Raw genomic sequence first — 24,115 nt, forward strand, 5'->3', positions numbered from 1 at the left:
GCATATGCAGATCGCCTGCATCACCGCTATGTCAGTTCACGCAAAGGTCGGTATCAGTCGCGCATACAGGCGCGCAGGCGGTTGATGACCTGCGCGACGGACGGACCTTGAGTCGCCGGCGTCGTCGGACTCTCGCCGAACTCGCGCCATACAAATAGCGTCAGCTCAGCCCCGTCGGTCACTAGTTGGGTCGGGTTATGCGAGCCAAAGCGTTGCAACTGCCGATAACGTTCATCCTGCCAGAACGCGTCTTCCACCCAGTCGTACACCGGGATCAAATGAAAATGCAACGGGAAGCCCGGCATATGCCCATAGCGGCTGATATAGAGCCACTTTGGCCGCAACTGCGTCTCCATAATCCGCTGGGCTCTCGCCAGCAATCCCCCCAGTTCGGCCAGTGCGGCGTCGGGCATGTCGGCAAGAGAATCTATCGGCGCCTTGGCGCCCAGCATCAAGTAACCCGGTAGCCTGGACGTCAGGTGATGATTGAGCTGCCAATGGTCGGTCTCAAACAAGACGTAAGCGGGGTCGATCAGCATCAGCATGTCTCCTCGGAGATGGGCGAGCAGAATAACAAGCACGCTTGCCTGTATGCCGCAAAACCACTCCATCTGTGTCTACCCGCCCCCCAATCAGCCAGTTAGCCTCAAGCCACCCTAACCCACGACCGAGTCCCCCATGGATCTTACCGCCGTCCCGTTTTGCACCACCGATTGGTCCACTGTTGAACCGGTCATCTACCCCGGTGTGACCGGTAGCGCTACCTGGCGCACCGGGCACTTTGGTACGACTCGCGTGCGTATGGTGGAGTACAGCGCCGGGTACCTGGCGGATCACTGGTGCACCCGTGGGCATGTGTTGCTGTGTCTGGAAGGCGAGTTGCACACCGAGCTGGCGGATGGGCGTCGGTTTACGTTGACGGCCGGGATGAGTTATCAGGTGGGCAATGAGATGGAAGCGCACCGTTCATCGACGCTGCACGGTGCGAAGCTGTTTATCGTGGATTGATGGGCGGGTTGAGGTGAGCCAACCCTTACCGAACGGGTGCAATCAATGCTTATGGCTAGGGGCCATGCCGTCCACGCCACGAGCGATAGCCTTGACTTCAACGGCTTGCTGTTCGCCCTTGGCGTTTTCCACGGTCAGGGTCAGCGGCACCGGGTCGCCTTCTTTGATCTGGCCGGTCAGGCCCATCAGCATCACGTGGTAACCATTGGGGTCGAGGGTGACGGCTTTGCCGGCAGGCAGGGCCACCGAGTCCACCGGGCCCATGCGCATCACGTCGTCTTGCATGCTCATTTCATGGATCTGCACGTCCTTGGCCACCGGCGAGGCCACGCGCAGCAGCTTGCTGTCGACGTCGGCGGTGACGGTCATGAATGCGCCGCTGGCGGGTTGGCCCGGGACGGTCGCGCGGACCCAGGCGTCGCTGACCTGCACCTGGGCGCTGGCGTGGGCGGCGAGGCCCAGCAGGGTCAGGCCGAGGGTGAGGCGCTTGAGGTGTTGAACGGCAGTCATTAGCAGACCTCCATGACGGTGAGCAGGTCTTCTGCGCACTCTTGAGCGGTAAGGGATGCCTGGAGCCCCAGGCGCAGGTTGCCACGGGTGTCGAAGACAAAACTGGTGGCGGTATGGGACAGGGTGTAGGTGTCGCCGGCCGGGATCTTTTCATAAAAGATGCCGAATTCCTTGGCGGCCACGGCGATTTCTTCCGGGGTGCCGTACAGCGCTTCGAAGCTGGGGTCGAAGGCCTTGACGTACTTGTCGAGAATCTCCGGCGTGTCGCGCTCTGGGTCCAGGGTGATAAAGATCACCTGCATGATCTCGCCGTCGCGGCCCATCAGCTTCTTGGCCTGGGCAGCGCGGGCGAGGGTGGTGGGGCACACCGCCGGGCATTGGGTAAAGCCGAAGAACACTACCGGCATCAGGCCGCGATAGGAACTGAGGGTGACCGTCTCGCCCTCGGTGTTCTTGAGCTTGAACGTGCGACCCATGATCTTGTCGCTCAAGTCCTTGCCGTACTTGAAGTTCAGTTTGGGGCTATTGTCACAACCGGCCAGCAGGCCCAGGCCCAACAAGCCCATACCGGTCAGGACCTTGCGGCGGGTGAATAACGTACTCATCAACTGTGCATCCTGTGAAACGCCTGCATTGCGCTGGATCTACCCATCAGGCCGTGAAAAAGCAGGCATTTGAAGTAAGAAACGAGGAGGGCGGCAAGTCTACCAACCCACGCCGGCCTGCGTAATCTGCGACGTTCTGCCACAGGGGCGCGTCGCGCTTCATCCGTCGGCGGCTGGGATGGTAGAGTCGCGGCCATGAAATTGAGCCTGCCCGACCGTTCGCTGATCGCCTGGATCCTGTACTGCTGCGTGCTGATGAACCTGTTCGTGTGCGGTTTGAGCCATGGTCAGATGCTCGGCCAGCAGCTCAATGGAATCGGCGGGGCGTTCTGTTCGGTGGACGGCAAACCGGCGCCACTTTCCGATAAAGGGTCGGGCGACGCGGCTTCCAGCAACATTTCGAACTACTTTGCCTGCCCGGTGTGCGCCGCCTTGACCGTCGCCCTGGTGTTCCTGATCGGCTTGGCCTGGCTGCTCGGCCTGGGTCAAACCCCGCGCGCAGCCCATGCCCAGCGCAACAAAGCGCCGCCGCGCTACGCCTGGCCCTCGGCCAACCCCCGCGCTTCTCCCGCCTGCTGACGTGTGCCTTGGGCCCCTGTGACCAGGGGGCGTTCTATCGTCACGAGTGTGAGTGCGTTCATGAATCATCCATCGCCAGCCGGCGCCGTGCGCCTGCGCGCAGCACCGGCGCCTGCGCAATACCCCAGTAATGCCCGCTGTTTCGTCCACCTGAACGCGCGTCTGTTGCCGTATTGGCACAGCCTGTTCGACATCTGCCCGGCGCTGCTCAAGCTCGACCCACCCGAAGGCCTGAACCTGTTTCGCAGCTTTATGACCTGGGCCTACCGCAACCAGCCGGCCGCGGATTGGACCTACCACCTGAACGTGTGCCGTTGGTTGCTCGGCTCGGCCTACCGCACGCGCATCAATGAGGAACCCATCGAAGCGTTCATGGCCGCCGCTGCGGCGAGTTGGATCAATACCGACCACAGCCAGGCCGAGGGCATCGTGCTGGCGTGGCGCGCGCTGCGGGTATTCGATTGGAAAGTCACGCCGCCCGCCGCCGTTGAACAACCGCCATTGCCAGCGTCCGGCTGGGATTTCGTCTGGAGCCCGCTGAGCCGGCGCGGTGAGTGCTACGGCTGGCAGGTGCTGACTTGATCGGCATCAAGGTGGCCCGCCGCCGCGCGCGCCACACTGCAATCCCGGTGCGATCTGTGAGGCCATCATGCTCTATCTGCTGTTTCTGTTGACCCACCTGTTCGCGGCGCTGATCTTTATCGGCACGGTGTTTTTCGAAGTGCTGATTTTGGCCAAGGTGCAGGCGCAATTGCCCGCCCGGGCGCGGGTGTTGGTGGAACAAGGCATCGGCCGCCGCGCCCGGGCGCTGATGCCGTGGGTGCTGTTGGTGCTGTTCGGTGCCGGTCTCGGCATGGTCTGGCTGCGATACCTGCCGGTGCTGGCCGCGCCTACGGCGTCGTCCTTTGGCATGTTGCTGTCGCTCAAACTGCTACTGGCCGCCAGTGTGCTGCTGCATTTTGTGACGACCTTACTGCTTATGCGCCGTGGCCGCGCCAGCGAGCGCTACCTGCGCGGGGTACACCTGAGCCTGTTTGGGCATATGGTCGCCATCGTGCTGTTGGCCAAGAGCATGTTCTACCTCAGCTGGTAGGGCCCTTGATGCACATCAAGGTGCGTCGAGGCCCGCCGCCGGACAATGGCTCACCGCCCCTTGATCCGGAGCCTGCCATGCACACTGTCATCCCCCTCGCTCGTCACGGTCCAGGCGTGCTGGACCTGAATGGCCAGGCCGATATCCGCCGTTTCCACCCTGGCATAGGCTCCCTGGATATGTTGCGCGCCCTGCGCACCAGCCGCCAACGGCAACGCCCGCTGGCCGTGACCCTGCATTGGCCGGCCAACCCACCGAGTGACGAATACCCACGCAGCCTGGCCCAAGAGATCCAGCTGGTCGGCTGCCACCTGGGCGCTCGCCAGCCGCTGGAGTACTTCCAGTGGCGCGGCGCGGCGAGCATCGGCGCGGTACAAACACTGATGGCGGCCATGCGCGAGCGCTTTCATTTTCTCGCTCCTGGCCGCGGTGACTACGGCATCGACCTCGACCCGTACCACACCGATTGGGCCGGCATGGGTCTGCTGCGCGACCTGGGCTTCAACCACGTCTGTATCGGCGTGCCCGACGCGCGCGCCGAAGGGGCGCACGCCCTGGCCTGGTACCGCGACCCAGCGCCGATCCAGTCCTTGATCGATGCGGCGCGCACTTTCGATTTCCGTTCGGTCAGCGTCGATCTCGGCTACGGCAGCGCTTGGCAGACCCTCGCCAGCTTCGATACCAAGCTCGCCAGCCTGATCGCCCTGGAGCCGGACCGCCTGCAGGTGTTTGACTACGCCCGGCCGCCCAGCCGTTATCTGGCCCAGCCTGCCCAGGCGCAATGCAGCGCGGCGGATAAAGCCGAAATGCGCCAGTTGTGCTTCGAGCGCCTCGGCGCGGCGGGTTACCACTACATCGGCCTGGGCCTGTTTGCCCGTGGCGACGACGACCTGATCCAGGCCCAGGAGCGCGGCCGCCTGAGCCGCACCAGCGAAGGCTTCACCCTGCACGGTTATTGCGACCATATCGGCCTGGGCCTGGGCGCCATCAGCCAGATCGACGGCCTGTGCGCGCAAAACAGCAGCACCGAACCGGCCTACGCCCAAGCCCTGCACAATGGCCAGCTCCCTACCTGCCAGGGCTGGCAACGCCAGGTCGGCGACGGGTTGCGCGAATACGTGGTGGAGCGCTTGGCCTGCGACCTGGAACTGGATATCCAGGCCATCGAGCGGCGTTACGGGTTGGTGTTTTCCCAGTATTTCGCCACGCTCTGGCCGCTATTGGAGCAATGGGCGCGGGACGGCCTGATCGAATTGTCGGCGCAGTTTCTGTGTGTGCTGCCGGACGGGCGCCGGCAGGTGGATGAGCTGTGTGGGTTGTTCGAACAGGCCTAGTGGGAAGTGCCCTCGGCGAATTCGATTTTATTGCCCACGTTGTATTTGCCCGACGGCTTGTTCATGGGCAGGCGCTTGACCTCCTTGAGGGTTTGGCTGTCGTAAACGATCAACGCGCCGTCCGTGGCCCAGATGCTCAGTAACACGTAGCGCCCGTCGCGGGTGAATTCCACATGGGCGGCGGTCTTGCCCGGCACCGGGCGCAAGGTGTGGGAGATTTCCAGGGTCTGTTTGTCGATCAGGTGGATGGCGTCGTTGTCCGGGCCGAAGAACACGTCGCTCCACACATAGCGTGAGTTCACATGGCTGCGCATAAAGAAGCCTGGACCCAGGGTGGGAATCTGTTTGATCAGCGCCCAGGTGTTCAGGTCGATCACCGAGATTTGCCCTTTGCTGATATTCGGTGTGGCGAACACCCAGTGCCCATCGCGTTGCCAATAGGTGCCCGAGCCCAGGTGCGGCATGCCCGCCAGCGGGATATCGGTGACCACCGCGCCGCTGTCCAGGTCGATTACCTGGCCGCCCCCGGCCTTGCGCGAGGTGGCGACCAACTGTCGGTAGTCGGGAGAAAACGAAAAGTCATCGAGCACGTCCTGGGCCTGGATGCGCCGGGGCTCGAAGCGCGGTTGCGCGTCGGCATACGCCAGTTCCCACACCTCGTTCAGATCCTTGAGCGCGACGATAAAGCTGTTGCGCGGCGGTGCGGTATACACGGCGCTGACCCGCGAACCGGTGTCCAGGATCTTGACCAGCGACAGATCACGCGCATCCAGCAGCACCAGATTGCCCGGCAGGTAGTTGCCCGCCAGCACCCAGCGCCCGTCTTTGCTCACCGCCAGGTTGCGAGTGTTGAGGCCGACGCGGGTTTCGGCGATCAGCTTGAGGTTATGCAGGTCGTATTGGCTGATCCAGCCGTCCCGGGAGGCGAAGTACACAAAGCGCCCATCCGGGGAAAACTTCGGCCCGCCGTGTACCGCGAAGTGGGTGGGGAAGCGGTCCAGCACATTGAAAGTGTCACCGTCGAGAATGTCCATGTGGTGATCCCCCGATTCCACCACCACAAACAGGTTGAGCGGGTCGGCGTGGTGCTGCGGGGTAGTCGGCAGTTGGCTCAGGTCCGCCAGTACGGTGTGGCTGGCGCGGATCGCCTGGGCATCCCAGGTCGGTGGCGATGCCGGCGGCTGTTGCAGAAAATCCGCCAGGCCGTCGATGCGCGCGCTGTCCAATTGCGCGGCGAATCCGGCCATTTGGCTGGCGGGTCGGCCGTCGCGTATCACCTGGCGCACCTCGTCGGGCTTGATCCGCCCCAGGCTCTCAGGCAGCAACGCCGGGCCGCTGGCACCGATGCGGTTGAGGCCGTGGCACTGCTCGCAGTACTGGCGGTAATCCTCGGCCGGCGTACCGTGGGCGACGTTGGCCCACAACAGCGGCACCAGCAGCAGGCGTTTCATACCGCCACCGCTGCGCGCGGCGCTGCCAGGCTGGCCGGGAAGTGCAGGGCGGCGCCGGCGAACAGGTCCACGACCTGGCCGATCACCGTCAGGGTTGGCACGCCGGGTTCGCAGTCGGCGGCCAGGGTCGGCAACTGGCGCAAGGTGCCACGGGCCACCTGTTGATCGGCGCGCGCACCGTTGCTGATCAGCGCCGCCGGGGTATCCGCCGACAAACCGGCAGCCATCAGGTGTTCGGCGATCAGCGCCAGGTTCGACAGGCCCATATAGAACACCAGGGTCTGGCTCGGCTCGGCAAGGCTGGCCCAGGGTAATTTCAGCGCACCGTCGCGCTGCAGGTGCCCGGTGACGAAACGGCACGAGTTGACCAGATCGCGATGGGTCAACGGGATTCCGGCGTAGGCGCTGCACCCGGACGCGGCGGTGATCCCTGGCACCACTTGGCACGGAATATCCCGCGCCAGCAGGTATTCGAGCTCCTCGGCGCCGCGCCCGAAAATAAACGGGTCGCCGCCCTTGAGGCGCACCACGCGCTGGCCTTCGCCGGCCAGTTCCGCCAGCAGTTCGTTGAGTTGATCCTGGGGCAGGCTGTGATGGCCGCTGGCCTTGCCCACGTAATGGCGGGCGCAGGTGAGCGGGATCAGCGTGAGCAGTTCGGCGCTGATCAGCCGGTCGAACACCACGGCATCGGCCTGCATCAGCAGGCTCCAGGCGCGCAAGGTAAGCAGGCGTGGGTCGCCGGGTCCGGCGCCCACCAGCGCGACTTCACCGGGATGCAAAGGGCTGTGCAGGCTGGGGGGGAGGGCAGTGGTGTGCATGGGACATCCTTGGTCGATCATCAGGAGCGCTGCCCCGGTTGTGTCACCGGGTGGAGCACGGAATCAGGTTGGGCGAGCGCGTGGCAATTTCATCGTCGCTCAGGTAGCAACCCGGGTCCGGGCCCCACAGGTCGCCATCGGCCCAGGCGCGGGTACGGGTGTTGCCGTTGCAGATCGGCAGCCAGCGACACTCGGCGCAGCGCCCGCCGATGCGGCGCGGGTATTCGCGCAGGCGCTGCAGCAAGGGGTCGGGTTGGTCGAGCCAGAGCTGGCGGAATGTGGTGTTGCGCACATTGCCCACCGAGTGCTGCCACCAGTAGGTGTCCGGATGCACCTCGCCGGTGTTGTCGATATTGGCGATGCCGCTGCCCGACGCATTGCCGCCCCAACCGTGCAACAGGTGCTCCAGCTGCGGGTAGTGCTCGGGCAGATGGCGATGTACCCATTGCAGCAACAGCACCGCGTCGGCGTCGTTGTTGCCGCTGACAAAATCGCTGGCCACGCCGTTTTCGATGTCCTCCCAGGCTTGCTGGAAAATCAGCGCCATGGCGTCGCGGCTGATCTGCCGGTGCGCGTCCAGTTGGCGGCTGCGCTTGCCGCGCCCGCTGTAGTTGAGGTGCGACAGGTAGAACTTCTGCACGTCGTAAGCGCGCATCAGTGCGAGCAATTGCGGCAGCTGCGCGTGGTTGTCCTGGGTCAGGGTGGTCCGCAGGCCCACGCGAATGCCGGCTTCGCGGCACAGACGTATGCCGTGCAACGAGCGCTGGAAGCTGCCGTGTGACTGGCGAAAGGCATCGTGGGTCGCCTCCAGGCCATCGATACTGATGCCCACGTAGTCGAAATGCGCGTCGGCAATCTGCTGGATATTGCGCTCATCAATCAGCGTGCCGTTGGTGGACAACGCCACGAAAAAGCCTTTGTCGCGGGCGTAGGCGCTCAGCTGGAATATATCTGCGCGCAGCAGCGGCTCGCCGCCGGAAAGGATCAGTACGCGCACGCCGGCTTCGTGCAGGTCATCGATCACCCGCAGCGCGGTGGCGGTGTCCAGCTCATCGCGGAACACACTGTCGGCGCTGGTGGCGTAGCAATGCTTGCAGGTCAGGTTGCACCGGCGCAGCAGGTTCCAGATCACCACTGGCGGCCGCTTGCTGCCGGGGGCCGAGACGCGCGGCGCCGGGCATTGGCCGGCCAAAGTGCGCAAGTACTGACTGATTCGCAGCATGGGCTATTCCTTTTTCAGTGCGCCGGCGGCAAGCGCAGGCCGGTTTTTTTCAGGATGCGACTGCTCACCAGCATCTCGTCGGCGCGGCAGGCATCGGCAAGCAAAAAACGCAGGTGCTCGCGGTAGCTGTCGATTTCTTCACGGCTGCGCCCATGCACCATGGCGAACAGGTTGTAGGGCCAGCCCGCGCGCCGGGGGCGGCGGTAGCAGTGGCTCACGAACGGCTGCGCGCCTATCAGTTCGCCCAGGCGTGGCAGTTGCTCGTCGGCCACGTCCCACACAGTCATGCCGTTATGCCGATAGCCCAGGCGGTAATGGTTGGGCACCGCCGCGATACGCCGGATCACGCCCTCGGCTTGCAGGCGCTTGAGCAGATCGAGAGTCGACTCGACGCTGATCCCCAACTGCTCGGCCAGCCACGCCCACGGGTCTTCCAGCAGCGGCAGGCCGTCTTGGGTGAGGGCGATCAGGCGCAGGGCCAGGGGGCTGTCAGACCGGGAAATGCAGACCGACATGGTAGGTGTGCTCCTTGGGCAGGTTGAGCACCGTCAACCCGGTCAGGGTTTCGATGCGCGACAGGGTGGCGTCGAGTTCCTCAGGGCTGGCGCAGGCCAGCACGAACCACATGTTCCAGGCATGTTCGCGGCGGTAGTTGTGGGCCACCTGGGGCAGGGCGTTGAGCTGCTCGGCGACGGCATCGAAGCGCGCCTCGGGCACTGTTAGCGCGGCCAAGGTGAACGCCCCGCCGACGCGCTCGATATCAAACATCGGGCCGAACCGGGTGAGCACGCCGTCTTCAAGCAACGCGTGCAGGCGGTCGAGTACCTCACCGGGGGCGCAGCCCAGTTCCTGCGCCACTGACTGCCAGGGCTGACGCACCAGGGGCAGGCCGTGCTGCAGGCGATTGATCAATTGGCGATCCCGTTCATCCATGGGCCCACACCTGCGACGGTGGCGGCGCAAAACGTCCGCCGCATTGTTTGAACGCGTGGGTACTGAACAGCACCTGGTGGGGAAGGTCGTTGAGCAGGTGCTCGGCCAATAGCGTCTCGATGTGCGCCTCGACCACCGCCCGCTCGCGGCCGTGGACCATACAAAACAGGTTATAGCGCCACTGCGGCAGGCGGCGCGGACGCTGGTAACACAGGTTCACCCCCGGCGCGCGGCCCAGGCGCTGGCCGACGTTATCCACCAAGGCATCCGGCACATCCAGCACCAGCATGGCGTTGGCCACAAAACCCAGGGCGCGATGGTTAAGCACCAGCCCGACGCGCCGGAACAAGCCTTGTTCATGCCAGTGCTGCATTTGCTGCAACACCTGGTCGTGATGGGCACCGATCTGCTCCGCCAGCGCGTCGTAAGGCCGCGAGACCCGTGGCAAACCGCGCTCCAGGCACTGGCGCAGGTCGAGCATCTGCTCCTGGGTCAGCGGCGCGATCACGGATGCCCTCCCAGGGAGAACCCGAGGTCGATGCGGTAGGCGCTGAGCATCGGCAGATCCAGCGGTGTCAGGCCGGTGTCTTGTTCCAGCTCATCGAGGATCTGCTGTAGATGTTGACGGTGCGGGCCGGTCACCACGAACCACAGGTTGTAGTGATGCTCGCGGGCGTAGTTGTGATTGACTTCCGGGTATTGGCTGACCCGCGCCGCCACCTGTTCCAGGCGTTCGGCCGGGACTGCCAGGGCGGCCAGGGTGCTGGCACCGGCGCGGGTATGTTCGAACACCGGGCCGACGCGCGAGAGGGCGCCGGCCAGTTCCAGGCGTTGCAGGCAGGTCATCAGTTCGGCCTCGCTGCACTTCAAGACCTGGGCCATTTCCCGGTACGGTTCGGCGCACAGCGGCATGCCGTGCTGGTAGCGTTCGATCAAGTGCTGGCTGAGTCGATCAAGGTCCATCTCAATACCCCATTTTTTGTGCACGAGTGCTGAAGAAAATTCCGCTGGGGCTCAAGGCCGGCAAGGTCTTGAGCAAAGTCATTCGATACGGGTCCCAGACCTGCACCTGCTCGCCGTCGCGCACCGACAGCCACAGCTGTTCGCCGCGCCCGGTGAACTCCATGTGCAGCACGCCGGGGCCGGGGCGCAGGTCGGCGATCACTTGATGGGTTTCGCTGTCGATCACCTGCACGCGGTCGTTGTCCGGGTAGGCGAAATTGACCCACAGCTGGCGCCCATCCGGCCGTGCGGTGACGAAGATCGGCTGGCCGGCCACGGCGATCGCGGCGCTCTGCTGCCAACTGCGCGCGTCCATCACCAACACCTGGTGTTGGCCCACGGCGGGCACGAACGCCTGGTTGTCGGCTACGGCCCAGCCTTCCAGGTGCGGCATTTTGTAAACCGGCAACTTGGCCTGCCCGCGTCCGTAGTCCTTGAGTACCCGTTGCACACCGCGCTCCGGGTGCCACAGGTCGAGCTGGGCCATGCCGTCCTCGCCGAACAGACCGGCCATGTAGTAGCGACCGTCGGCGGTGATCAGTGCGTCATAGGGCTGCTCGCCGATGCCGGTGAAACGGGTGAGGGTTGGGGTGTTGCCGTGGCTGAAGTCCGCGCTCCAGATCTCGCCGGTGTCGAACAGGCTGAACACGAAACGCTGCCCCGGCGCGTCCACCAGCCCCACCACCCGCGAGCGTTTGCCGTTGGCCAGGGGCGTGGCGGGAATGTCGGCGACCTGCTTCAAGGTGACGGCATCGAACACCTTGACCCCGCCCGGCTGGTAGTTGGACACGGCAATCAGGCGGCCATCCTGGCTGATCGCGCCGCCAATACTGTTGCCGCCCTGGATGATGCGTTTAGCGATGCGCTGGGTCAGCAAGTCGACCTTGGTCAAGCCGCCGTCGCGGGCAAACACATAGGCATAGCGTTGGTCGCGGGAAAACACCGCCGAGGCGTGGGACAGATCGCCCAGCCCTTCGATGCGCGCCAGCTCGGTCATGCCGCTGCTTTCAACGATCTGCACACTGCCGCTGGCACGTTCGATCACCAGGCCCAGATCACCGCTGCCGCGCAGCGTCGGTTGGGCACAGGCGCCGAGCAGCAGGCACAGGGAGAACACGGCGGGTCGCATCATGGGGTGGGGCGTCCTTGCAGCAGGCGGTCGGCCAGCCAGGCAATATCGCCGGCGCTGAGCAGTGGGCCCCAGCCGGGCATGGCGCGGGCTGGGCGACCGTAAGTGATGGTGGCGATCAGGCTGGCGCGGGGTTGGCCGGCCAGGGCCTGGGGCGTGAGGGGCGGGCCGAGGCCGCCGGTCAGGTGCAGGCCATGGCAGGCGCCGCAGTCCTGAGTCAGCAGGTGTTCGAGGCGGGCGGCGTCGGGTGTCGCCGTCGCCCACGCGGGAATCAGCATGAGCACCGCCATGGCCGAACCGAACATCGATGCTTTCATGGCGTGCTCCTTGTGGTTATTTCAAGCTCAGGACCCAATCGGCCAACACCTTGGCTTCTTCATCGGTGACCTGGTTCGGCGGCATCGGGATCGGCCCCCAGTTACCCTGGGTGCCGTTCTTGATATGACTGGCCAGGGTCGCGGCGGCGTCTTTCACGCCGGTGTTCTTGGCGGCGACATCCTTCATGGCCGGGCCTACCAACTTGCTGTCCAGGGTGTGGCAGCCGACACAGGGTTTACTGTTGAACAGGGCTTGGCCGTCTTGAGCCAGGGCCGGCTGCAGGCTGAACGCAGCGCTGCAAGCCAGCAGTGCGAGGAGCATATTTTTCATGGGCGGACCTCGTGTTGATGGGGCTCAATAAATGTCGTGTTGGGTGTTGTAAACGTTGAATTTGCCGGTTGGGGTGATCAGGCGTTTGTCCTTGATCACCTGCTTGAGCTTCAGGGTTTTGTCATCGATCACCACCAGCGCCGATTCTTCGGTCTGGCCGTTCCACACCGAGAACCACACCTCGTCGCCGGCCTTGTTGTATTCCGGTTGCACCACGCGCAGAGCGCCTTGCTTGATCCCCGAGTATTCGGCGATCGGCAGCACGGTGTAGCCCTTGTCGAGCTGGTTGATATCGAACACCGCCACCGACTGGCTGAGCTTGGCGTCGGGGTTGAGAGTGGTGTCCACGTACAGGTGATGGGAGTTGGGGTGGGTCTTGATAAACAGCGAACCGCCGCCCTGGCCCTTGAGGGTTTCCACCTGTTTCCAGGCGTATTGCGGGTGCTTGATCGGGTCGGTGCCGATCACCGAAATACCGCCGTCGCCCAAGTGGCTGGTGGCCCACACCGGCCCGTAGGTGGGGTGGATAAAGTTGGCGCCACGCCCGGGGTGCGGGGTCTTGCCCACGTCCACCAGCGCGGCGAGGGTGCGCGCCTTGGAGTCGATCACCGCCACCTTGTTCGAGTTGTTGGCCGCCGTGAGGAAGTAGCGGTGGGTGCTGTCCCAGCCGCCGTCGTGCAGGAACGGCGCGGCGTCGATGGTGGTGATGGTGAGGTTCTTGATGTCCTGGTAGTTGACCAGCATGACCTTGCCGGTTTCCTTGACGTTGACGATGAACTCCGGCCACTCATGGGACGCGATGATCGCCGCCACACGGGGTTCTGGGTGGTACTCCTGCTTGTCGACGGTCATGCCGCGGGTGGAGACGATCTGCTTGGGTTCCAGGGTTTCGCCGTCCATCAGGGTGAACTGCGGCGGCCAGTAGGCCCCGGCAATCGTGTACTTGTCTTCGTAGCCCTTGAACTTCGAGGTCTCCACCGACCGCGCCTCGATGCCCACCTTGATTTCGGCGACTTTGGTGGGCTCGGCGGGCCACAGGTCGATCATGTCGATCTTGGCGTCACGGCCGATCACCAGCAGGTAGCGACCCGAGGCGGAGATCCGCGAAATATGCACGGCATAACCGGTGTCGATCAGCTTGACGATCTGCTTGGTGTCGCCGTCCACCAGGGCGATCTTGCCGTCGTCGCGCAAGGTCACTGAAAACAGGTTTTGCAGGTTGAGGTGATTGAGCTGTTTTTTCGGGCGGTCTTCGGGCTTGACCAGCAGTTTCCAGGTCTTGAGCGTCTCGGCCATGCCCCATTCCGGCGGCGTCGGCGCGGTGTGCTGGATAAAGGTGGCCATGCTGCTGATCTGCGCTTTGGTCAGCGCATTGGAGGTGCCCCAGTTCGGCATGCCGGCGGGCGAGCCGTAGGTGATCAGCGCTTCCAGGTAGGCCTGGCCACGGGCCTGGGTGATATCCGGCGTCAGGGGCTTGCCGGTGGCTCCCTTGCGCAGCACGCCGTGGCAGCCGGCGCAGCGTTCGAAATAGATCTGTTTGGACGCGTCGAAATCAGCCTGGCTCATGTCCGGCGCGCCGGCGGTCTTGACCACGGCGGGCTGGGCGTTGCCGTGGGCGCTCAGGGGCAGGGTCAGGGCCAGTGCGCAGCCGAGGCTGGCGAGGCTTAAGGTGAAGGGGTTCGTGCGGCGAGTCAGCATTCCATTTACTCCTCAGGCGAGACCTTTGCGGTGCCTCGCAACACGGTGCGGGGCGCAGGTTCTTAGTGCCGGGCCAGACTATGGCGTGGCGTTGCAAAGCTCGCTTGACGGCGATCAAGTTTGCCTGGGTTAGCGCTTGCCAGGTTGTCGCAGGCGCCCTTAGCGTGGCCCTCGAACCCGCCTCGGATATACACGATGAACGCGCCTTTCTATCAGCCTCTCGACAACGAACAGCGTCTGTTCGAACACGCCTGGCAGCACCGCATGCCGGTGCTGATCAAGGGCCCTACCGGCTGCGGCAAGACCCGCTTCGTGCAGCACATGGCGCATCGCCTGAACCTGCCCCTATACACCGTGGCCTGCCACGACGATCTGAGCGCCGCCGACCTGGTCGGTCGCCATCTGATCGGCAGCCAAGGCACCTGGTGGCAGGACGGCCCGCTGACCCGCGCTGTGCGCGACGGCGGCATCTGTTACCTGGATGAAGTGGTCGAAGCGCGCCAGGACACCGCCGTGGTCCTGCACCCGGTAGCCGACGACCGTCGCGAGCTGTACCTGGAACGCACCGGCGAAGTGGTCAAGGCGCCGCCGTCATTCATGCTGGTGGTGTCGTATAACCCCGGTTACCAGAACCTGCTCAAGGGCATGAAACCCAGCACTCGCCAGCGCTTCGTGGCGCTGCGTTTCGACTACCCGGCGGCGGCGGACGAAGCGCGTATCGTCGCGCGCGAAGCGCAGGTGGATAACGCCCTGGCCAGCCAGGTGGTGCGCCTTGGCCAAGCCTTGCGGCGCCTCGATCAGCACGACCTGGAGGAAGTGGCCTCCACCCGCCTGCTGATTTTTACCGCGCGCCTGATCGCCGCCGGCATGCCCCCGCGCGAAGCGTGCATGGCCTGCCTGGCCCAGGCCCTGAGCGACGACCCGCAAACCATCGCGGCGCTGATGGACGTGGTGGATGTGCACTTTGCCTGAGCCCCGGCGCCTGCCGGGGGACGTGGCGATGTGGTTGTTCATACTCGCTGAACTGACCGTGTTCGCGATATTGATCCTGGCGTTTGCCGTGACCCAGCGGCTCCAGCCCGAGGTGTTCGCCCTAGGGCGCGCGCAACTGGATACCTCGACCGGCCTGGCAATGACCTACAGCCTGTTGAGCGCGGGTGCGTTGGCCGCATTGGCCGTGCAGCAGGTGCGCCTGGGTCGCGCGCGGCGCGGTAGTGTCTTGCTGCTCGGCGCATGGCTGGTGGCGCTGGTGTATGTGTGGATCAAACTCACCGAATACCGCCATCTGATCGACGCAGGGCTGGGGCTTGAGCGCAGCACGTTCTTCACCTTGTACTGGATCGTCACCGGCTTTCACTTTTTGCATGTGCTGCTGGGCCTGGTGATTCTCGCTTGGCTCGGGTGGCGCTGCTGGCAACGGCAGTACCTGGCACCGCGCTTGAGTGGGCTGGAATCCGGCGTGTTGTATTGGCACATGGTCGACCTGGTGTGGGTGGTGTTGTTTGCCCTGGTGTATGTGATCCGATGAACAGCTCAGTGAGGTTGTGGCTGTGTTGGGCGGGCCTGATGGTACTGAGCCTCGGCACCGTGTGGAGTGGCGCGGCGGGGGTAGTGGTGCTGCTGGCGATGGTCAAGGGCTGGGTGATTGTGGATGGGTTTATGGAGTTGCGGCACGGGCCCTGGAAGTGGAGGGTGGCGATGCTGGGGTGGGGGCTGGTGGTGTTGGCGGGGATTGTGGGGTTGAGTGCTTGAGAATTCGATCACCCTTAAGGACCTGGCAGGACACCAATGCCTGAACCGCGCGCCTCGTGGCCTGGGGCGCTGGGAGGCAAGCCTCCCACTGAGGACGGTCGTTCGCTCAGAGCTTACCGGGCGCCGGCGGCTTGGTTCGTACAGTTCTCTTGAGTCTCGCTGCTGCAATCGGCTGTACAGTCAGTTCGACACCTAAGGCCAGCATCAGCTTCTGGACCGTTTCATAACGGGTTTTCGAGCCACCCTTGAGCGTTTTATACAGGCTCTCGCGATTAACCCCCGCGGCCTCCGCGACCTTGTTCACACCTTGGGCCTTGGCCACTTCGGCAAGCGCTTTCATCAGCAACTGCGGGTCGTGCGAGTGCATGCTTTGCGCCAGATAAGCGCTGATGGTTTCCGGGCTGTCGAGGAAGCGCGAAGCCTCATAAACGCTTGTGCCGGAGGTATCAAGATCGAGGACCGGCATGTCCTCGGGTTTGAATTTCGATTCAGTCATTTCATCCACCTCTCAGGGCATCGAGAATCTCTTTTGCCCGTTTGATCGCTCTTTTCTGGTCGGTTTTATCGCTGCCCCAAAGCATCAAGTAAGCAGCGATACCCGTACGCACAAAATAAATTCTGTAGCCAGGCCCGACAAACACACGCATTTCACTCATGCCGTCGCCAACGGGTTCACAATCGCCGAAGTTGTTTTCCTCGGCTCGATCCAACCGCGTCAGTACAGCGGCTTTTCCATCGATATCTCTCATACCGTCGAGCCATGTATCGAACTCCGGCGTCCTGCCGATGAGATTGGTCATACAGTTTAATGTAGCCTACTGGCTACTTCTCTTGATTGCTAGGGATTTTTAGTTCCGCAAAGAACCGGAAGAAAAAAACCTAGTCCAGCGGTCGTACTTGCGGCCAGACGAGACTATTAGCGCGTGTTTCTCCTTCTGCCTTCATGCGCTGAAACTCGTTTAGAGCACTCCCATTTGTGCCGAATGAAGTGGCAGGTGGGTCCGATCCATACCCGACCAAAACCATCAACATTTCTTGATCGCCATCAAGCCGTTTTCGCCCGCCGCCTTCCTATCATGACCCCCGCCAAGCCATGAGGAAGCGACCATGTCAGATACCTTCACCAAGGGCATGGCCAGGAATATCTACTTCGGAGGAAGCGTGTTTTTCTTCCTGATTTTCCTGGCCCTGACCTATCACACCGAACAAACCTTTCCCACCCGCAGCAACGTTGATCAGCTCACCGAATCGGTGGTGCGCGGCAAGGGCGTGTGGGAGCGCAACAATTGCATCGGCTGCCACACCCTGCTCGGCGAGGGCGCGTACTTTGCCCCGGAGCTGGGCAATGTGTTCAAGCGGCGCGGGGGCGAAGAGGGGTTTAAACCGTTCCTGCATGCCTGGATGAAAATGCAGCCCCTGGGGGTTCCGGGGCGTCGGGCCATGCCGCAATTCAACCTTACTGACCAAGAGGTGGATGACATGGCCGAGTTCCTTAAATGGAGTTCGAAGATCGATACCAATAACTGGCCACCGAACAAGGAGGGCTGAGCCATGCACAGCGCCAACCCCTATCTGAAATTCCAATCCCAGGCCGTGGCCAAACCCTACTTCGTGTTTGCGCTGATGCTGTTCGTCGGCCAGGTGCTGTTCGGGCTGATCATGGGCCTGCAATACGTGATCGGCGACTTTCTGTTCCCGCTGATTCCTTTCAACGTGGCGCGGATGGTTCACACCAATCTGCTGATCGTGTGGCTGCTGTTCGGCTTTATGGGGGCCGCGTATTACTTGGTGCCCGAAGAGGCCGACCGCGAATTGCACAGCCCCAAACTGGCGATCGTGCTTTTCTGGGTGTTCGCCGTGGCGGGGGTGCTGACCATTCTCGGCTACCTGCTGGTGCCGTATGCGGCGCTGGCCAAACTGACCCACAACGAACTGCTGCCGACCATGGGGCGTGAGTTTCTTGAGCAACCGACCATCACCAAAATGGGCATCGTGGTGGTGTGCCTGGGCTTTCTCTACAACATCGGCATGACCCTGCTCAAAGGCCGCAAAACCACGGTCAGCCTGGTGATGATGACCGGTCTGATCGGCCTCGCGGTGTTCTTCCTGTTCTCCTTCTACAACCCCGGCAACCTGGCACGGGATAAGTTCTACTGGTGGTGGGTGGTGCATCTGTGGGTGGAAGGCGTGTGGGAATTGATCATGGGCTCGATGCTGGCGTTCGTGCTGATCAAGGTGACCGGGGTCGACCGCGAAGTGGTGGAAAAATGGTTGTACGTGATCATCGCCATGGCCTTGATCACCGGCATCATCGGCACCGGCCACCACTTTTTCTGGATCGGCGCACCGCAGGTGTGGTTGTGGGTCGGTTCGATCTTCTCGGCCCTGGAACCGCTGCCGTTCCTGGCGATGGTGATGTTCGCCTTCACCATGGTCAAACGCCGGCGGCGCCAGCACCCTAATCGCGCGGCGACGTTGTGGGCCAAGGGCACCACGGTCACGGCGTTTTTCGGCGCGGGTGTATGGGGGTTCCTGCATACCCTGGCACCGGTCAACTTCTACACCCACGGCACTCAGCTCACGGCGGCTCACGGCCACCTGGCGTTCTTCGGCGCCTACGCCATGATCGTGATGACCCTGATCAGCTACGCCATGCCGCGCTTGCGCGGAATCGGTGAAGCGCCGGATGCGCGCTCGCAGACCGTCGAAGTGTGGGGCTTCTGGATGATGGTGCTGTCGATGGTGATGATCACCTTGTTCCTCACCGCCGCCGGCGCCGTGCAAGTGTGGTTGCAGCGCTGGCCGGTGGATGGCGTGGCACTGCCGTTCATGGCCACGGTGGAGCATCTGCGCCTGCTGTTCTGGGCCCGATTGGTTTGCGGCCTGGTGTTCCTGCTTGGGCTGCTCTGCTACCTGTACAGCTTCCGGCAACGCGCCCGAATGGCTGGGGCAGCGGTGCCGATCGTCTACTGAAAGTAACGCGATCCCAATGTGGGAGCAGATTTGTTGTAGTGAGCAGGCTTGCCCTGCGCTGGGCTGCGAAGCGGCCCCCCAGCCAGGCGCCTCGGTATACCAGATGAAACGCATCGTCTGGAATGGGACTGCTTCGCAGCCCAGCGCAGGGCAAGCCTGCTCACCACAGCGTCAGGTGTCAGTCTGTGGAATTTGTTTAGACACCTCTGCCCAGCGGCAGCTCCTCACACATTTGGATCCCGCTGTGCCCGTCGAATCCCTAAGTTGGAGCCCATCCCATGGCCTTTACCCTGGAGCTGGAAGAGTGGGTCGGCAGTGTCTGGCATCGCTTTATCACTCGCCGTGCCCGCGTGGATTTTCCCCTCGCGCGGGTCGATCTGGCCGACCGCCAGCGCAGCCTGGCGCTATTGTTCCGTGCCCTGGGCGGTGCCAGCGGGATCGCCCTGGAAGCTGCCAGCGAACGCGACCTGCTGCTGCGTCGCAACCTGCTGATGCGCATCGCCGGCACCTGTAAGCAGGCGCCACTGGCGTGCTGCGATGGCAACCGCCTGCGCCTGCCGTCGAGCCTGGCGGTGTTCCCGACCGTCGCGTTGAACCTGGAGTTGTACCGCTGGCTGGCGCTGCTGGCCGCCCACGCCGGCCCCATGACCCATTGGGCCCGGGACAACCAACGCTGGACCTGGCTGCTGCTGCAACGCTACCCGGCGCTGCTGCCCGGCTACCAGCGTTTGGTGGAAGCCCATATCGCGCTGCGCCCCGACCCGGCCAGCCTCAATCGCGCTGAAGCCGCCCTGGAAAACGCCTTGCGCAAGGCCCTGCGCGAGCCGGGCAGTGTGCGCCAGCTGCCCCGTAGCGAACGCGCCGCCTGGCCGCTGCCCTTATGGCTCTATCCGCCGTTGCACCTGGATTCGCCTCAAGCCCTGGACGGTGAAGATGACGACGGCGACGACTTCGCCACCCCGCCCGGGGAGCAGCAGGGCGCGCCCAAGCGTGCCAGCCGTGTGGACGATCACAGTCGCGACGGCGGCCTGCTGGTGGTGCGCTTGGAGAACCTGTTCAGTTGGAGCGAACACGTCGAGCTTGATCGCTGGTCCGACGACAGCCACGACCCCGACGCCGCCCGTGTCGCCGAAGACCTCGACCACTTGAGCCTGTCGCGCCAGCGGGTGCGCAAGAGCGGCGGCCTCAAGCTGCACCTGGACCTGCCGCCGGCGGATGTGGATGACATTCCCTTGGGGGAGGGCATCAAACTGCCCGAATGGGACTACCGCCGCCAGTGCCTGCAAGACGGCTTCGTCAATCTGCAAACGATGCAACCGCGCGACGCCCAGCCGCAGCCCTTGCCGCCCCGTCTACACGCCGAGGCCCGGCGCCTGCGCCAGCAATTTATGCGCCTGCGCACCGACCGCCAGTGGCAGCGCCAGCAAGCCCAAGGCAGTGAATTGGACTTGCAGGCCTGGCTGGATTTTCACGTCGAGCGTCAGCACGGCGCGTGCGCCGAACGGGGTCTGTTCCTGGAGCAGCGTCACCATCATCGCGACCTGGCGTGCTTGCTGCTGGCGGACGTGTCGATGTCCACCGATGCGCACCTGAACGACGAGCAAACCGTGATCGACGTGATCCGCGACAGCCTTTTGCTGTTCGGCGAAAGCCTGGCGGGGGCGGGGGATCGTTTTGCGCTGTATGGGTTTTCATCCCTGCGTCGCCATCAGGTGCGTTTGCAACAGCTCAAAAGTTTTGCGCAACCCTACGACGACCACACCCGCGGCGCGATCCAAGCGCTCAAGCCCGGGTACTACACGCGCATGGGCGCGGCCATTCGCCAAGCCACCCAGTTGCTCGGGGCCTGCGCCCAACGGCGCAAATTGCTGTTGCTGTTGACCGACGGCAAGCCCAATGACCTGGACCTGTATGAAGGACGCTACGGCGTCGAAGACACCCGTCAGGCGGTGTTGGAGGCGCGGCGCCAGGGGTTGATCCCGTTCTGTATCACCATCGACAAACAGGCCGGCGACTACCTGCCGTACATGTTCGGTGCCCATGGCTTTACCCTGATCCGCCAACCCGGCCAGTTGCCCCAGCGGTTACCGCAGCTGTACCGGCAATTGACCGAACGTCAGTAGATGTCCCGTGGCAGCCAGAAGAACATGGCGACGCAAAACAGCGTGAGGCCCACGCAGAACCATTGGAAGCGGCTCAGTCGGCGGGCCATGCCGCTGGCCTCGGACGCCGGCAGCGGCATGCCGCAGCCTTCGCAGGTATCGCGTTCCAGCGCGTTGCGCCGTTGGCAATACAGGCAGGTTTTCACTCGAATTGCTCCAGGCGCGCACGGTCGAGAATGGTGATCTGGCGACCGTCCTGAGTGATGATGTGTTCGTCGATCAAGCGCCGGATAATTCGCGAAAACGTCTCCGGCTGGATCGACAGGTGCCCGGCGATCAACTGCTTGGCCATCGGCAGTTCAAAACGGCTGTCACCGCCGTGCAAGTGCATTAGTTGGGTCAGCAGATAGCGCACCACACGGTGCGTAGCGTTTTTCAGCGACAGGGTTTCGATCTCGTTGACCCGCTGGTGCAGGCGCACACACAGCTTGCCGAGCAGGGCAAAGGTCAGGCGGCTGTTGCTGTGCAACAGGCGCATATAGGTGGCGTTGGACAACCGGTACAACTGGGTCGGGCACACCGCTTCAGCGCAGGCCACGTAGTTGGGAGTGTCCATCAGCATCATCGCCTCGGCGAAGGTCTGTCGCTCGCCGATCACCTCAAAGACCTTCTCCTGGCCATCCGGAGTCAGGCGGTAGATCTTCACCGCGCCGGCAATCACGAAATAAAACGCCTCGGCCGGCTCGCCCTGGCGGAACAACGGCTCGCCTTTGTCGACGCTGAGCAACTGACTGCTGCTCATCAAGTCGTCCAGTTCCTCCTCGTTCAGCGGTTCGAACAGGTGGTGGCTGCGCAGGATCTGGTGATGCACGCGATGCAACACCCGGCCTGGCTCCTTGAAAATCAGCGGGGCGTTCACACCAACACCAGGGACACGCCGCTGGCCGCAGCGAGCATGGAGCCAAGGATCACAAACCAGGCGAGGGGGACGTAGGCGTTTTTCATCGTGGCTCCACGGTGATAGTCAATATTGGCGTAGCGCAAGCGTACGCGCGATGGCCGGGCCGCGACTTGATCTACGACAAGGGCAACGCACGGCCATCGGCGCAACATCGCCACAGTCCTGAAGGGAGACCGTGTTATGCAAGTGCTCGATCGGCGCAAGGCCATGTCGATTACCCCATTGTTTCGCCTGGCTTTCCGGCCATTTTTCCTCGGCGCCTGCCTGTTGGCCGCGTTGGTTATCCCGTTATGGCTGCTGGCCCTGGGCGGGCACACGGGGGCCTGGCAACCAGCCGGCGGTTGGCTGGCCTGGCATCGGCATGAACTGCTGTTCGGCTTTGGCCTGGCGATCATCGCCGGGTTTTTGCTCACGGCCGTGCAGACTTGGACCGGTCGCCCGGGGCTTAGCGGCGGTGCCTTGCAGGGGCTGGCGGCGTTGTGGCTGGCGGCGCGCATCGGTTGGCTGCTGGATTTGCCCTGGCCGGTGCTCACACTGCTGGAACTGGCGTTCCCGCTGGCCGTCGCCGGCGTGATGGGCTGGACCCTTTGGCAAGTGCGGCAGTCGCGCAATTACCCGGTAGTGCTGGTGCTGGCGCTGTTGGCCGTGGCGGACGGGCTGTCGCTGTATGGGCTGTGGCGCCAGGACGAAGGCTGGCAGCGCCAGTCGGTGTTGACCGGCGTGTGGCTGGTGGCGGCGATGATGGGCTTGATCGGTGGGCGGGTGATTCCGTTCTTCACCCAGCGCGGTGTGGGCCGGGTCGAAGCGGTCAAGCCGTGGCCGTGGCTGGACCGTCTGTTGCTCGGCGGCTCGTTGCTGGTGGCGGTGTTGTATGCCGTGGGGTTGGCGCTGGCGGCCAGCCCCTGGACCGGCGTGCTGTTCGCCGCGCTGGCGGCGGGGCATGTGGTGCGTCTGTTGCGCTGGCATGACCGGGGGCTGTGGCGGGTGCCGCTGCTGTGGTCGTTGCACCTGGCGTATGCCTGGCTCGCGGTGGCGTGCCTGGGCATGGCGCTGTGGCATTTCGGCGCGCCGCTCAACCCCAGCCTGGCGGTGCACGCCTTGACGGTGGGCGCCATGGGCGGGTTGATTCTGGCGATGATCGCCCGCGTCAGCCTTGGTCACACTGGCCGGCCATTGCAGCCGCCCAGCGGCATGACCCTGGCCTTTGTACTGCTGAACCTGGCCGCTGTTTGCCGCGTGCTGCTGGTATTGGTGTGGCCGCTCGCCGCGCTGTGGCTGGCGGCGGTCTGCTGGACCGTCGGACTCGGCCTGTACCTGTGGCGCTACGGCCCGATGCTGTGCCGCCCACGTGTCGATGGCCATCCCGGTTAGGAGAACGCAATGCTCTACTCTGGCTTACTGATTGTGCATCTGCTGGCGGCCATCGCCTTTATCGGCACGCTGTTTTTTGAAGTGGTGATCTGGCACAGCGCGCGCCAAGAGCTGGCGTGGTCGGCGCAGTTCACCTCGGACCACGCCATCGCCCGGCGCACGCGGCGGGTGCTGCATGCCGTGGTGGTGGTGCTGTACGGCGCCGGTATCGGCTTGGCCTGGCATTACCGCGGGGTGTTCAACGTGCCGTGGGGCAGCCATTTTGCCGCGTTGCTGAGCCTCAAGATCGTGCTGGCCCTGAGCATCATCGGCCACTACGTGTGGCTGGCCTATCTGCTTAGTCATCAGCGCTTGAGCCCCCGGCGTGCGACGTGGATCCGCCGCAGCATCCTGGGGCATATGGTGCTGATCGTAGTACTGGCCAAACTGATGGTGCGCTGATCAGGCCGCCGGGTTCAGCGCCCGGGCAAACAGCACCTGGTTTTCCAGGCGGATGTGCTCGCGCAGGTCGTCATGAAAAGTCGCCAAGTGGCTATACAAGCTGCGCCACGTGCCGCAAGCGCCTGCCGGCGGCGAGAGGTGATCGGTCAGGTTCAACAGTTGCTCCAGCGCCTCACCGTGCTGGTCATGCTCATGCCGCATGACCTGGATGGGCATGCTCGCCTGGGCGCCCATGCCCATCTGCAGCATCGGGAACAGTACCTGTTCCTCCTTGAGCATGTGGTTCTCCAGTTCCTGCTGGATGTCGCGCAGCAGGTCCGCAAGGCCGTTGGGGCATTGCAGATGATGACCGTGGACTTGCTCGACACGGCTGGCCAGGCCAATCAGCTCCGGCAGTTGCTCGCGATGCCGGGCGTGGTAGCGGGCCAGCAGGTGATCGATCAGTTGATCCTGGGGTTGGGTGTTCCAGTCGCTCAGGTTCATCG

The 24,115-nt window shown here is 63.7% G+C and carries 31 protein-coding genes and 1 pseudogene; 13 read left to right on the forward strand and 19 right to left on the reverse strand.

Features of this window, described 5'->3' with window-relative positions:
- Positions 1–53: 53 nt before the first annotated feature.
- Positions 54–539, reverse strand: a complete 486-nt coding sequence (locus QRN41_RS16435) for an HIT family protein (protein WP_034138546.1) — start codon at positions 537–539, stop codon at positions 54–56.
- 139 nt (positions 540–678) lie between these two features.
- Here QRN41_RS16435 and QRN41_RS16440 point away from each other — a divergent pair, with 139 nt between their 5' ends.
- Positions 679–1,008, forward strand: coding sequence for a DHCW motif cupin fold protein (locus QRN41_RS16440; protein WP_094065932.1), 330 nt, complete (start codon positions 679–681; stop codon positions 1,006–1,008).
- A gap of 42 nt (positions 1,009–1,050) precedes the next feature.
- Here the strand turns inward: QRN41_RS16440 and QRN41_RS16445 are convergent, their stop codons facing one another.
- Both QRN41_RS16445 and QRN41_RS16450 read right to left on the reverse strand, forming a co-directional pair.
- On the reverse strand, positions 1,051–1,518 hold the full coding sequence (locus tag QRN41_RS16445) for a copper chaperone PCu(A)C (RefSeq protein WP_040268625.1): 468 nt from the start codon (positions 1,516–1,518) through the stop codon (positions 1,051–1,053).
- On the reverse strand, positions 1,518–2,123 hold the full coding sequence (locus QRN41_RS16450) for an SCO family protein (protein ID WP_034098508.1): 606 nt from the start codon (positions 2,121–2,123) through the stop codon (positions 1,518–1,520). The genes QRN41_RS16445 and QRN41_RS16450 overlap by 1 nt, the downstream gene beginning before the upstream one ends.
- A 195-nt stretch (positions 2,124–2,318) precedes the next feature.
- Here QRN41_RS16450 and QRN41_RS16455 point away from each other — a divergent pair, with 195 nt between their 5' ends.
- The 4 genes from QRN41_RS16455 (at position 2,319) to QRN41_RS16470 (ending at position 5,129) form a co-directional block, all read left to right on the forward strand.
- Positions 2,319–2,702: a DUF2946 domain-containing protein gene (locus tag QRN41_RS16455; protein WP_034138485.1), complete on the forward strand. Its 384-nt coding sequence runs from the start codon at positions 2,319–2,321 to the stop codon at positions 2,700–2,702.
- A gap of 60 nt (positions 2,703–2,762) precedes the next feature.
- Positions 2,763–3,284: a putative natural product biosynthesis protein gene (locus QRN41_RS16460; protein ID WP_285421846.1), complete on the forward strand. Its 522-nt coding sequence runs from the start codon at positions 2,763–2,765 to the stop codon at positions 3,282–3,284.
- 67 nt (positions 3,285–3,351) lie between these two features.
- Positions 3,352–3,795, forward strand: coding sequence for a hypothetical protein (locus tag QRN41_RS16465; RefSeq protein ID WP_285421847.1), 444 nt, complete (start codon positions 3,352–3,354; stop codon positions 3,793–3,795).
- Positions 3,796–3,872: 77 nt separating this feature from the next.
- Positions 3,873–5,129 carry an oxygen-independent coproporphyrinogen III oxidase gene (locus tag QRN41_RS16470; protein ID WP_285421848.1) on the forward strand — a complete coding sequence of 419 codons (1,257 nt, stop codon included), beginning with the start codon at positions 3,873–3,875 and terminating at the stop codon, positions 5,127–5,129.
- Here the strand turns inward: QRN41_RS16470 and QRN41_RS16475 are convergent.
- Genes QRN41_RS16475 through nirS form a run of 11 tightly spaced genes read right to left on the reverse strand, consistent with a single transcriptional unit; the run spans position 5,126 to position 14,030 of the window.
- A complete protein-coding gene (locus QRN41_RS16475; RefSeq protein ID WP_285421849.1) occupies positions 5,126–6,580 on the reverse strand; it encodes a nitrite reductase in 1,455 nt (484 codons plus the stop codon). The genes QRN41_RS16470 and QRN41_RS16475 overlap by 4 nt on opposite strands.
- The gene (gene cobA / locus QRN41_RS16480; protein ID WP_167417465.1) at positions 6,577–7,398 is read right to left on the reverse strand and encodes a uroporphyrinogen-III C-methyltransferase; all 822 of its coding nucleotides are present in this window, start codon (positions 7,396–7,398) and stop codon (positions 6,577–6,579) included. Before cobA ends, QRN41_RS16475 begins: the two co-directional genes overlap by 4 nt.
- Positions 7,399–7,441: 43 nt before the next feature.
- Complete coding sequence (gene nirJ / locus QRN41_RS16485) at positions 7,442–8,620, reverse strand: heme d1 biosynthesis radical SAM protein NirJ (protein ID WP_169903153.1); 1,179 nt, start codon at positions 8,618–8,620, stop codon at positions 7,442–7,444.
- 14 nt (positions 8,621–8,634) lie between these two features.
- On the reverse strand, positions 8,635–9,135 hold the full coding sequence (gene ahbB / locus QRN41_RS16490) for a siroheme decarboxylase subunit beta (RefSeq protein WP_034138478.1): 501 nt from the start codon (positions 9,133–9,135) through the stop codon (positions 8,635–8,637).
- A complete protein-coding gene (locus tag QRN41_RS16495) occupies positions 9,110–9,553 on the reverse strand; it encodes an Lrp/AsnC family transcriptional regulator (RefSeq protein ID WP_285421850.1) in 444 nt (147 codons plus the stop codon). The genes ahbB (QRN41_RS16490) and QRN41_RS16495 overlap by 26 nt, the downstream gene beginning before the upstream one ends.
- On the reverse strand, positions 9,546–10,034 hold the full coding sequence (gene ahbB / locus QRN41_RS16500; protein ID WP_034099829.1) for a siroheme decarboxylase subunit beta: 489 nt from the start codon (positions 10,032–10,034) through the stop codon (positions 9,546–9,548). Before ahbB (QRN41_RS16500) ends, QRN41_RS16495 begins: the two co-directional genes overlap by 8 nt.
- A gap of 23 nt (positions 10,035–10,057) precedes the next feature.
- On the reverse strand, positions 10,058–10,516 hold the full coding sequence (locus tag QRN41_RS16505; protein WP_034098492.1) for an Lrp/AsnC family transcriptional regulator: 459 nt from the start codon (positions 10,514–10,516) through the stop codon (positions 10,058–10,060).
- Position 10,517: 1 nt separating this feature from the next.
- Entirely contained in the window at positions 10,518–11,687 is a 1,170-nt protein-coding gene (locus QRN41_RS16510) for a cytochrome D1 domain-containing protein (protein WP_285421851.1), read from the reverse strand.
- Positions 11,684–12,001, reverse strand: a complete 318-nt coding sequence (locus QRN41_RS16515) for a c-type cytochrome (protein ID WP_034098488.1) — start codon at positions 11,999–12,001, stop codon at positions 11,684–11,686. The genes QRN41_RS16510 and QRN41_RS16515 overlap by 4 nt, the downstream gene beginning before the upstream one ends.
- A 16-nt stretch (positions 12,002–12,017) precedes the next feature.
- Positions 12,018–12,332 (reverse strand): c-type cytochrome, encoded by a 315-nt coding sequence (locus tag QRN41_RS16520; RefSeq protein ID WP_167417468.1) that lies wholly within the window; start codon positions 12,330–12,332, stop codon positions 12,018–12,020.
- Positions 12,333–12,356: 24 nt separating this feature from the next.
- Positions 12,357–14,030: a nitrite reductase gene (gene nirS, locus QRN41_RS16525; RefSeq protein WP_167417469.1), complete on the reverse strand. Its 1,674-nt coding sequence runs from the start codon at positions 14,028–14,030 to the stop codon at positions 12,357–12,359.
- Between the two features lie 195 nt (positions 14,031–14,225).
- Between nirS and QRN41_RS16530 the strand changes: the two genes are divergently transcribed.
- Genes QRN41_RS16530 through QRN41_RS16540 form a run of 3 tightly spaced genes read left to right on the forward strand, consistent with a single transcriptional unit; the run spans position 14,226 to position 15,782 of the window.
- On the forward strand, positions 14,226–15,002 hold the full coding sequence (locus QRN41_RS16530; protein WP_167417470.1) for a CbbQ/NirQ/NorQ/GpvN family protein: 777 nt from the start codon (positions 14,226–14,228) through the stop codon (positions 15,000–15,002).
- On the forward strand, positions 14,986–15,558 hold the full coding sequence (locus tag QRN41_RS16535; RefSeq protein WP_034098480.1) for a cytochrome c oxidase subunit 3: 573 nt from the start codon (positions 14,986–14,988) through the stop codon (positions 15,556–15,558). Before QRN41_RS16530 ends, QRN41_RS16535 begins: the two co-directional genes overlap by 17 nt.
- On the forward strand, positions 15,555–15,782 hold the full coding sequence (locus tag QRN41_RS16540; RefSeq protein WP_034098479.1) for a cytochrome C oxidase subunit IV family protein: 228 nt from the start codon (positions 15,555–15,557) through the stop codon (positions 15,780–15,782). Before QRN41_RS16535 ends, QRN41_RS16540 begins: the two co-directional genes overlap by 4 nt.
- A 106-nt stretch (positions 15,783–15,888) precedes the next feature.
- Here the strand turns inward: QRN41_RS16540 and QRN41_RS16545 are convergent, their stop codons facing one another.
- Positions 15,889–16,278 carry an addiction module antidote protein gene (locus tag QRN41_RS16545; protein ID WP_167417471.1) on the reverse strand — a complete coding sequence of 130 codons (390 nt, stop codon included), beginning with the start codon at positions 16,276–16,278 and terminating at the stop codon, positions 15,889–15,891.
- Position 16,279: 1 nt separating this feature from the next.
- Complete coding sequence (locus QRN41_RS16550) at positions 16,280–16,582, reverse strand: type II toxin-antitoxin system RelE/ParE family toxin (protein WP_034138472.1); 303 nt, start codon at positions 16,580–16,582, stop codon at positions 16,280–16,282.
- Between the two features lie 307 nt (positions 16,583–16,889).
- Between QRN41_RS16550 and QRN41_RS16555 the strand changes: the two genes are divergently transcribed.
- The 3 genes from QRN41_RS16555 (at position 16,890) to QRN41_RS16565 (ending at position 20,878) form a co-directional block, all read left to right on the forward strand.
- Positions 16,890–17,330, forward strand: a complete 441-nt coding sequence (locus QRN41_RS16555; RefSeq protein WP_040268608.1) for a c-type cytochrome — start codon at positions 16,890–16,892, stop codon at positions 17,328–17,330.
- 3 nt (positions 17,331–17,333) lie between these two features.
- Positions 17,334–18,755 carry a cbb3-type cytochrome c oxidase subunit I gene (locus QRN41_RS16560; RefSeq protein WP_167417472.1) on the forward strand — a complete coding sequence of 474 codons (1,422 nt, stop codon included), beginning with the start codon at positions 17,334–17,336 and terminating at the stop codon, positions 18,753–18,755.
- A gap of 278 nt (positions 18,756–19,033) precedes the next feature.
- On the forward strand, positions 19,034–20,878 hold the full coding sequence (locus tag QRN41_RS16565) for a nitric oxide reductase activation protein NorD (protein WP_167417473.1): 1,845 nt from the start codon (positions 19,034–19,036) through the stop codon (positions 20,876–20,878).
- Here QRN41_RS16565 and QRN41_RS16570 read toward each other — a convergent pair.
- Both QRN41_RS16570 and QRN41_RS16575 read right to left on the reverse strand, forming a co-directional pair.
- Positions 20,872–21,063 carry a hypothetical protein gene (locus QRN41_RS16570; protein WP_034138468.1) on the reverse strand — a complete coding sequence of 64 codons (192 nt, stop codon included), beginning with the start codon at positions 21,061–21,063 and terminating at the stop codon, positions 20,872–20,874. The two genes, QRN41_RS16565 and QRN41_RS16570, sit on opposite strands and share 7 nt — an antisense overlap.
- Positions 21,060–21,776 (reverse strand): Crp/Fnr family transcriptional regulator, encoded by a 717-nt coding sequence (locus tag QRN41_RS16575; RefSeq protein WP_276574144.1) that lies wholly within the window; start codon positions 21,774–21,776, stop codon positions 21,060–21,062. Before QRN41_RS16575 ends, QRN41_RS16570 begins: the two co-directional genes overlap by 4 nt.
- A gap of 222 nt (positions 21,777–21,998) precedes the next feature.
- On the opposite strand from QRN41_RS16575, the gene QRN41_RS16580 reads away from it, so the two are divergent.
- Positions 21,999–23,189 carry an NnrS family protein gene (locus QRN41_RS16580; protein ID WP_167417474.1) on the forward strand — a complete coding sequence of 397 codons (1,191 nt, stop codon included), beginning with the start codon at positions 21,999–22,001 and terminating at the stop codon, positions 23,187–23,189.
- Between the two features lie 9 nt (positions 23,190–23,198).
- Complete coding sequence (locus QRN41_RS16585; RefSeq protein ID WP_167417475.1) at positions 23,199–23,630, forward strand: hypothetical protein; 432 nt, start codon at positions 23,199–23,201, stop codon at positions 23,628–23,630.
- Here QRN41_RS16585 and QRN41_RS16590 read toward each other — a convergent pair.
- A pseudogene (locus QRN41_RS16590) lies at positions 23,631–24,101 on the reverse strand (hemerythrin domain-containing protein); the annotation flags it as partial. It abuts the gene before it with no gap.
- Positions 24,102–24,115: the final 14 nt, after the last annotated feature.

This window comes from Pseudomonas sp. efr-133-TYG-23 (assembly GCF_030209215.1).
GTDB classification, from domain to species: domain Bacteria; phylum Pseudomonadota; class Gammaproteobacteria; order Pseudomonadales; family Pseudomonadaceae; genus Aquipseudomonas; species Aquipseudomonas rhodesiae.

Bases quoted from the DNA above. Each gene is read 5' to 3' on its own strand.
- QRN41_RS16580 (WP_167417474.1), top strand. From the start codon at position 21,999: ATGCAAGTGCTCGATCGGCGCAAGGCCATGTCGATTACCCCATTGTTT.
- QRN41_RS16455 (WP_034138485.1), top strand. From the start codon at position 2,319: ATGAAATTGAGCCTGCCCGACCGTTCGCTGATCGCCTGGATCCTGTAC.
- QRN41_RS16495 (WP_285421850.1), bottom strand. From the start codon at position 9,553: ATGGATGAACGGGATCGCCAATTGATCAATCGCCTGCAGCACGGCCTG.
- QRN41_RS16550 (WP_034138472.1), bottom strand. From the start codon at position 16,582: ATGACCAATCTCATCGGCAGGACGCCGGAGTTCGATACATGGCTCGAC.
- ahbB (WP_034099829.1), bottom strand. From the start codon at position 10,034: ATGCTCGACCTGCGCCAGTGCCTGGAGCGCGGTTTGCCACGGGTCTCG.
- QRN41_RS16540 (WP_034098479.1), top strand. From the start codon at position 15,555: ATGAACAGCTCAGTGAGGTTGTGGCTGTGTTGGGCGGGCCTGATGGTA.
- QRN41_RS16565 (WP_167417473.1), top strand. From the start codon at position 19,034: ATGGCCTTTACCCTGGAGCTGGAAGAGTGGGTCGGCAGTGTCTGGCAT.
- ahbB (WP_034138478.1), bottom strand. From the start codon at position 9,135: ATGTCGGTCTGCATTTCCCGGTCTGACAGCCCCCTGGCCCTGCGCCTG.
- nirJ (WP_169903153.1), bottom strand. From the start codon at position 8,620: ATGCTGCGAATCAGTCAGTACTTGCGCACTTTGGCCGGCCAATGCCCG.
- QRN41_RS16560 (WP_167417472.1), top strand. From the start codon at position 17,334: ATGCACAGCGCCAACCCCTATCTGAAATTCCAATCCCAGGCCGTGGCC.
- QRN41_RS16535 (WP_034098480.1), top strand. From the start codon at position 14,986: ATGTGCACTTTGCCTGAGCCCCGGCGCCTGCCGGGGGACGTGGCGATG.
- QRN41_RS16510 (WP_285421851.1), bottom strand. From the start codon at position 11,687: ATGATGCGACCCGCCGTGTTCTCCCTGTGCCTGCTGCTCGGCGCCTGT.
- QRN41_RS16530 (WP_167417470.1), top strand. From the start codon at position 14,226: ATGAACGCGCCTTTCTATCAGCCTCTCGACAACGAACAGCGTCTGTTC.
- QRN41_RS16460 (WP_285421846.1), top strand. From the start codon at position 2,763: ATGAATCATCCATCGCCAGCCGGCGCCGTGCGCCTGCGCGCAGCACCG.
- nirS (WP_167417469.1), bottom strand. From the start codon at position 14,030: ATGCTGACTCGCCGCACGAACCCCTTCACCTTAAGCCTCGCCAGCCTC.
- QRN41_RS16475 (WP_285421849.1), bottom strand. From the start codon at position 6,580: ATGAAACGCCTGCTGCTGGTGCCGCTGTTGTGGGCCAACGTCGCCCAC.
- QRN41_RS16445 (WP_040268625.1), bottom strand. From the start codon at position 1,518: ATGACTGCCGTTCAACACCTCAAGCGCCTCACCCTCGGCCTGACCCTG.
- QRN41_RS16450 (WP_034098508.1), bottom strand. From the start codon at position 2,123: ATGAGTACGTTATTCACCCGCCGCAAGGTCCTGACCGGTATGGGCTTG.
- cobA (WP_167417465.1), bottom strand. From the start codon at position 7,398: ATGCACACCACTGCCCTCCCCCCCAGCCTGCACAGCCCTTTGCATCCC.
- QRN41_RS16470 (WP_285421848.1), top strand. From the start codon at position 3,873: ATGCACACTGTCATCCCCCTCGCTCGTCACGGTCCAGGCGTGCTGGAC.
- QRN41_RS16465 (WP_285421847.1), top strand. From the start codon at position 3,352: ATGCTCTATCTGCTGTTTCTGTTGACCCACCTGTTCGCGGCGCTGATC.
- QRN41_RS16585 (WP_167417475.1), top strand. From the start codon at position 23,199: ATGCTCTACTCTGGCTTACTGATTGTGCATCTGCTGGCGGCCATCGCC.
- QRN41_RS16545 (WP_167417471.1), bottom strand. From the start codon at position 16,278: ATGACTGAATCGAAATTCAAACCCGAGGACATGCCGGTCCTCGATCTT.
- QRN41_RS16435 (WP_034138546.1), bottom strand. From the start codon at position 539: ATGCTGATCGACCCCGCTTACGTCTTGTTTGAGACCGACCATTGGCAG.
- QRN41_RS16515 (WP_034098488.1), bottom strand. From the start codon at position 12,001: ATGAAAGCATCGATGTTCGGTTCGGCCATGGCGGTGCTCATGCTGATT.
- QRN41_RS16505 (WP_034098492.1), bottom strand. From the start codon at position 10,516: ATGGACCTTGATCGACTCAGCCAGCACTTGATCGAACGCTACCAGCAC.
- QRN41_RS16440 (WP_094065932.1), top strand. From the start codon at position 679: ATGGATCTTACCGCCGTCCCGTTTTGCACCACCGATTGGTCCACTGTT.
- QRN41_RS16555 (WP_040268608.1), top strand. From the start codon at position 16,890: ATGTCAGATACCTTCACCAAGGGCATGGCCAGGAATATCTACTTCGGA.
- QRN41_RS16520 (WP_167417468.1), bottom strand. From the start codon at position 12,332: ATGAAAAATATGCTCCTCGCACTGCTGGCTTGCAGCGCTGCGTTCAGC.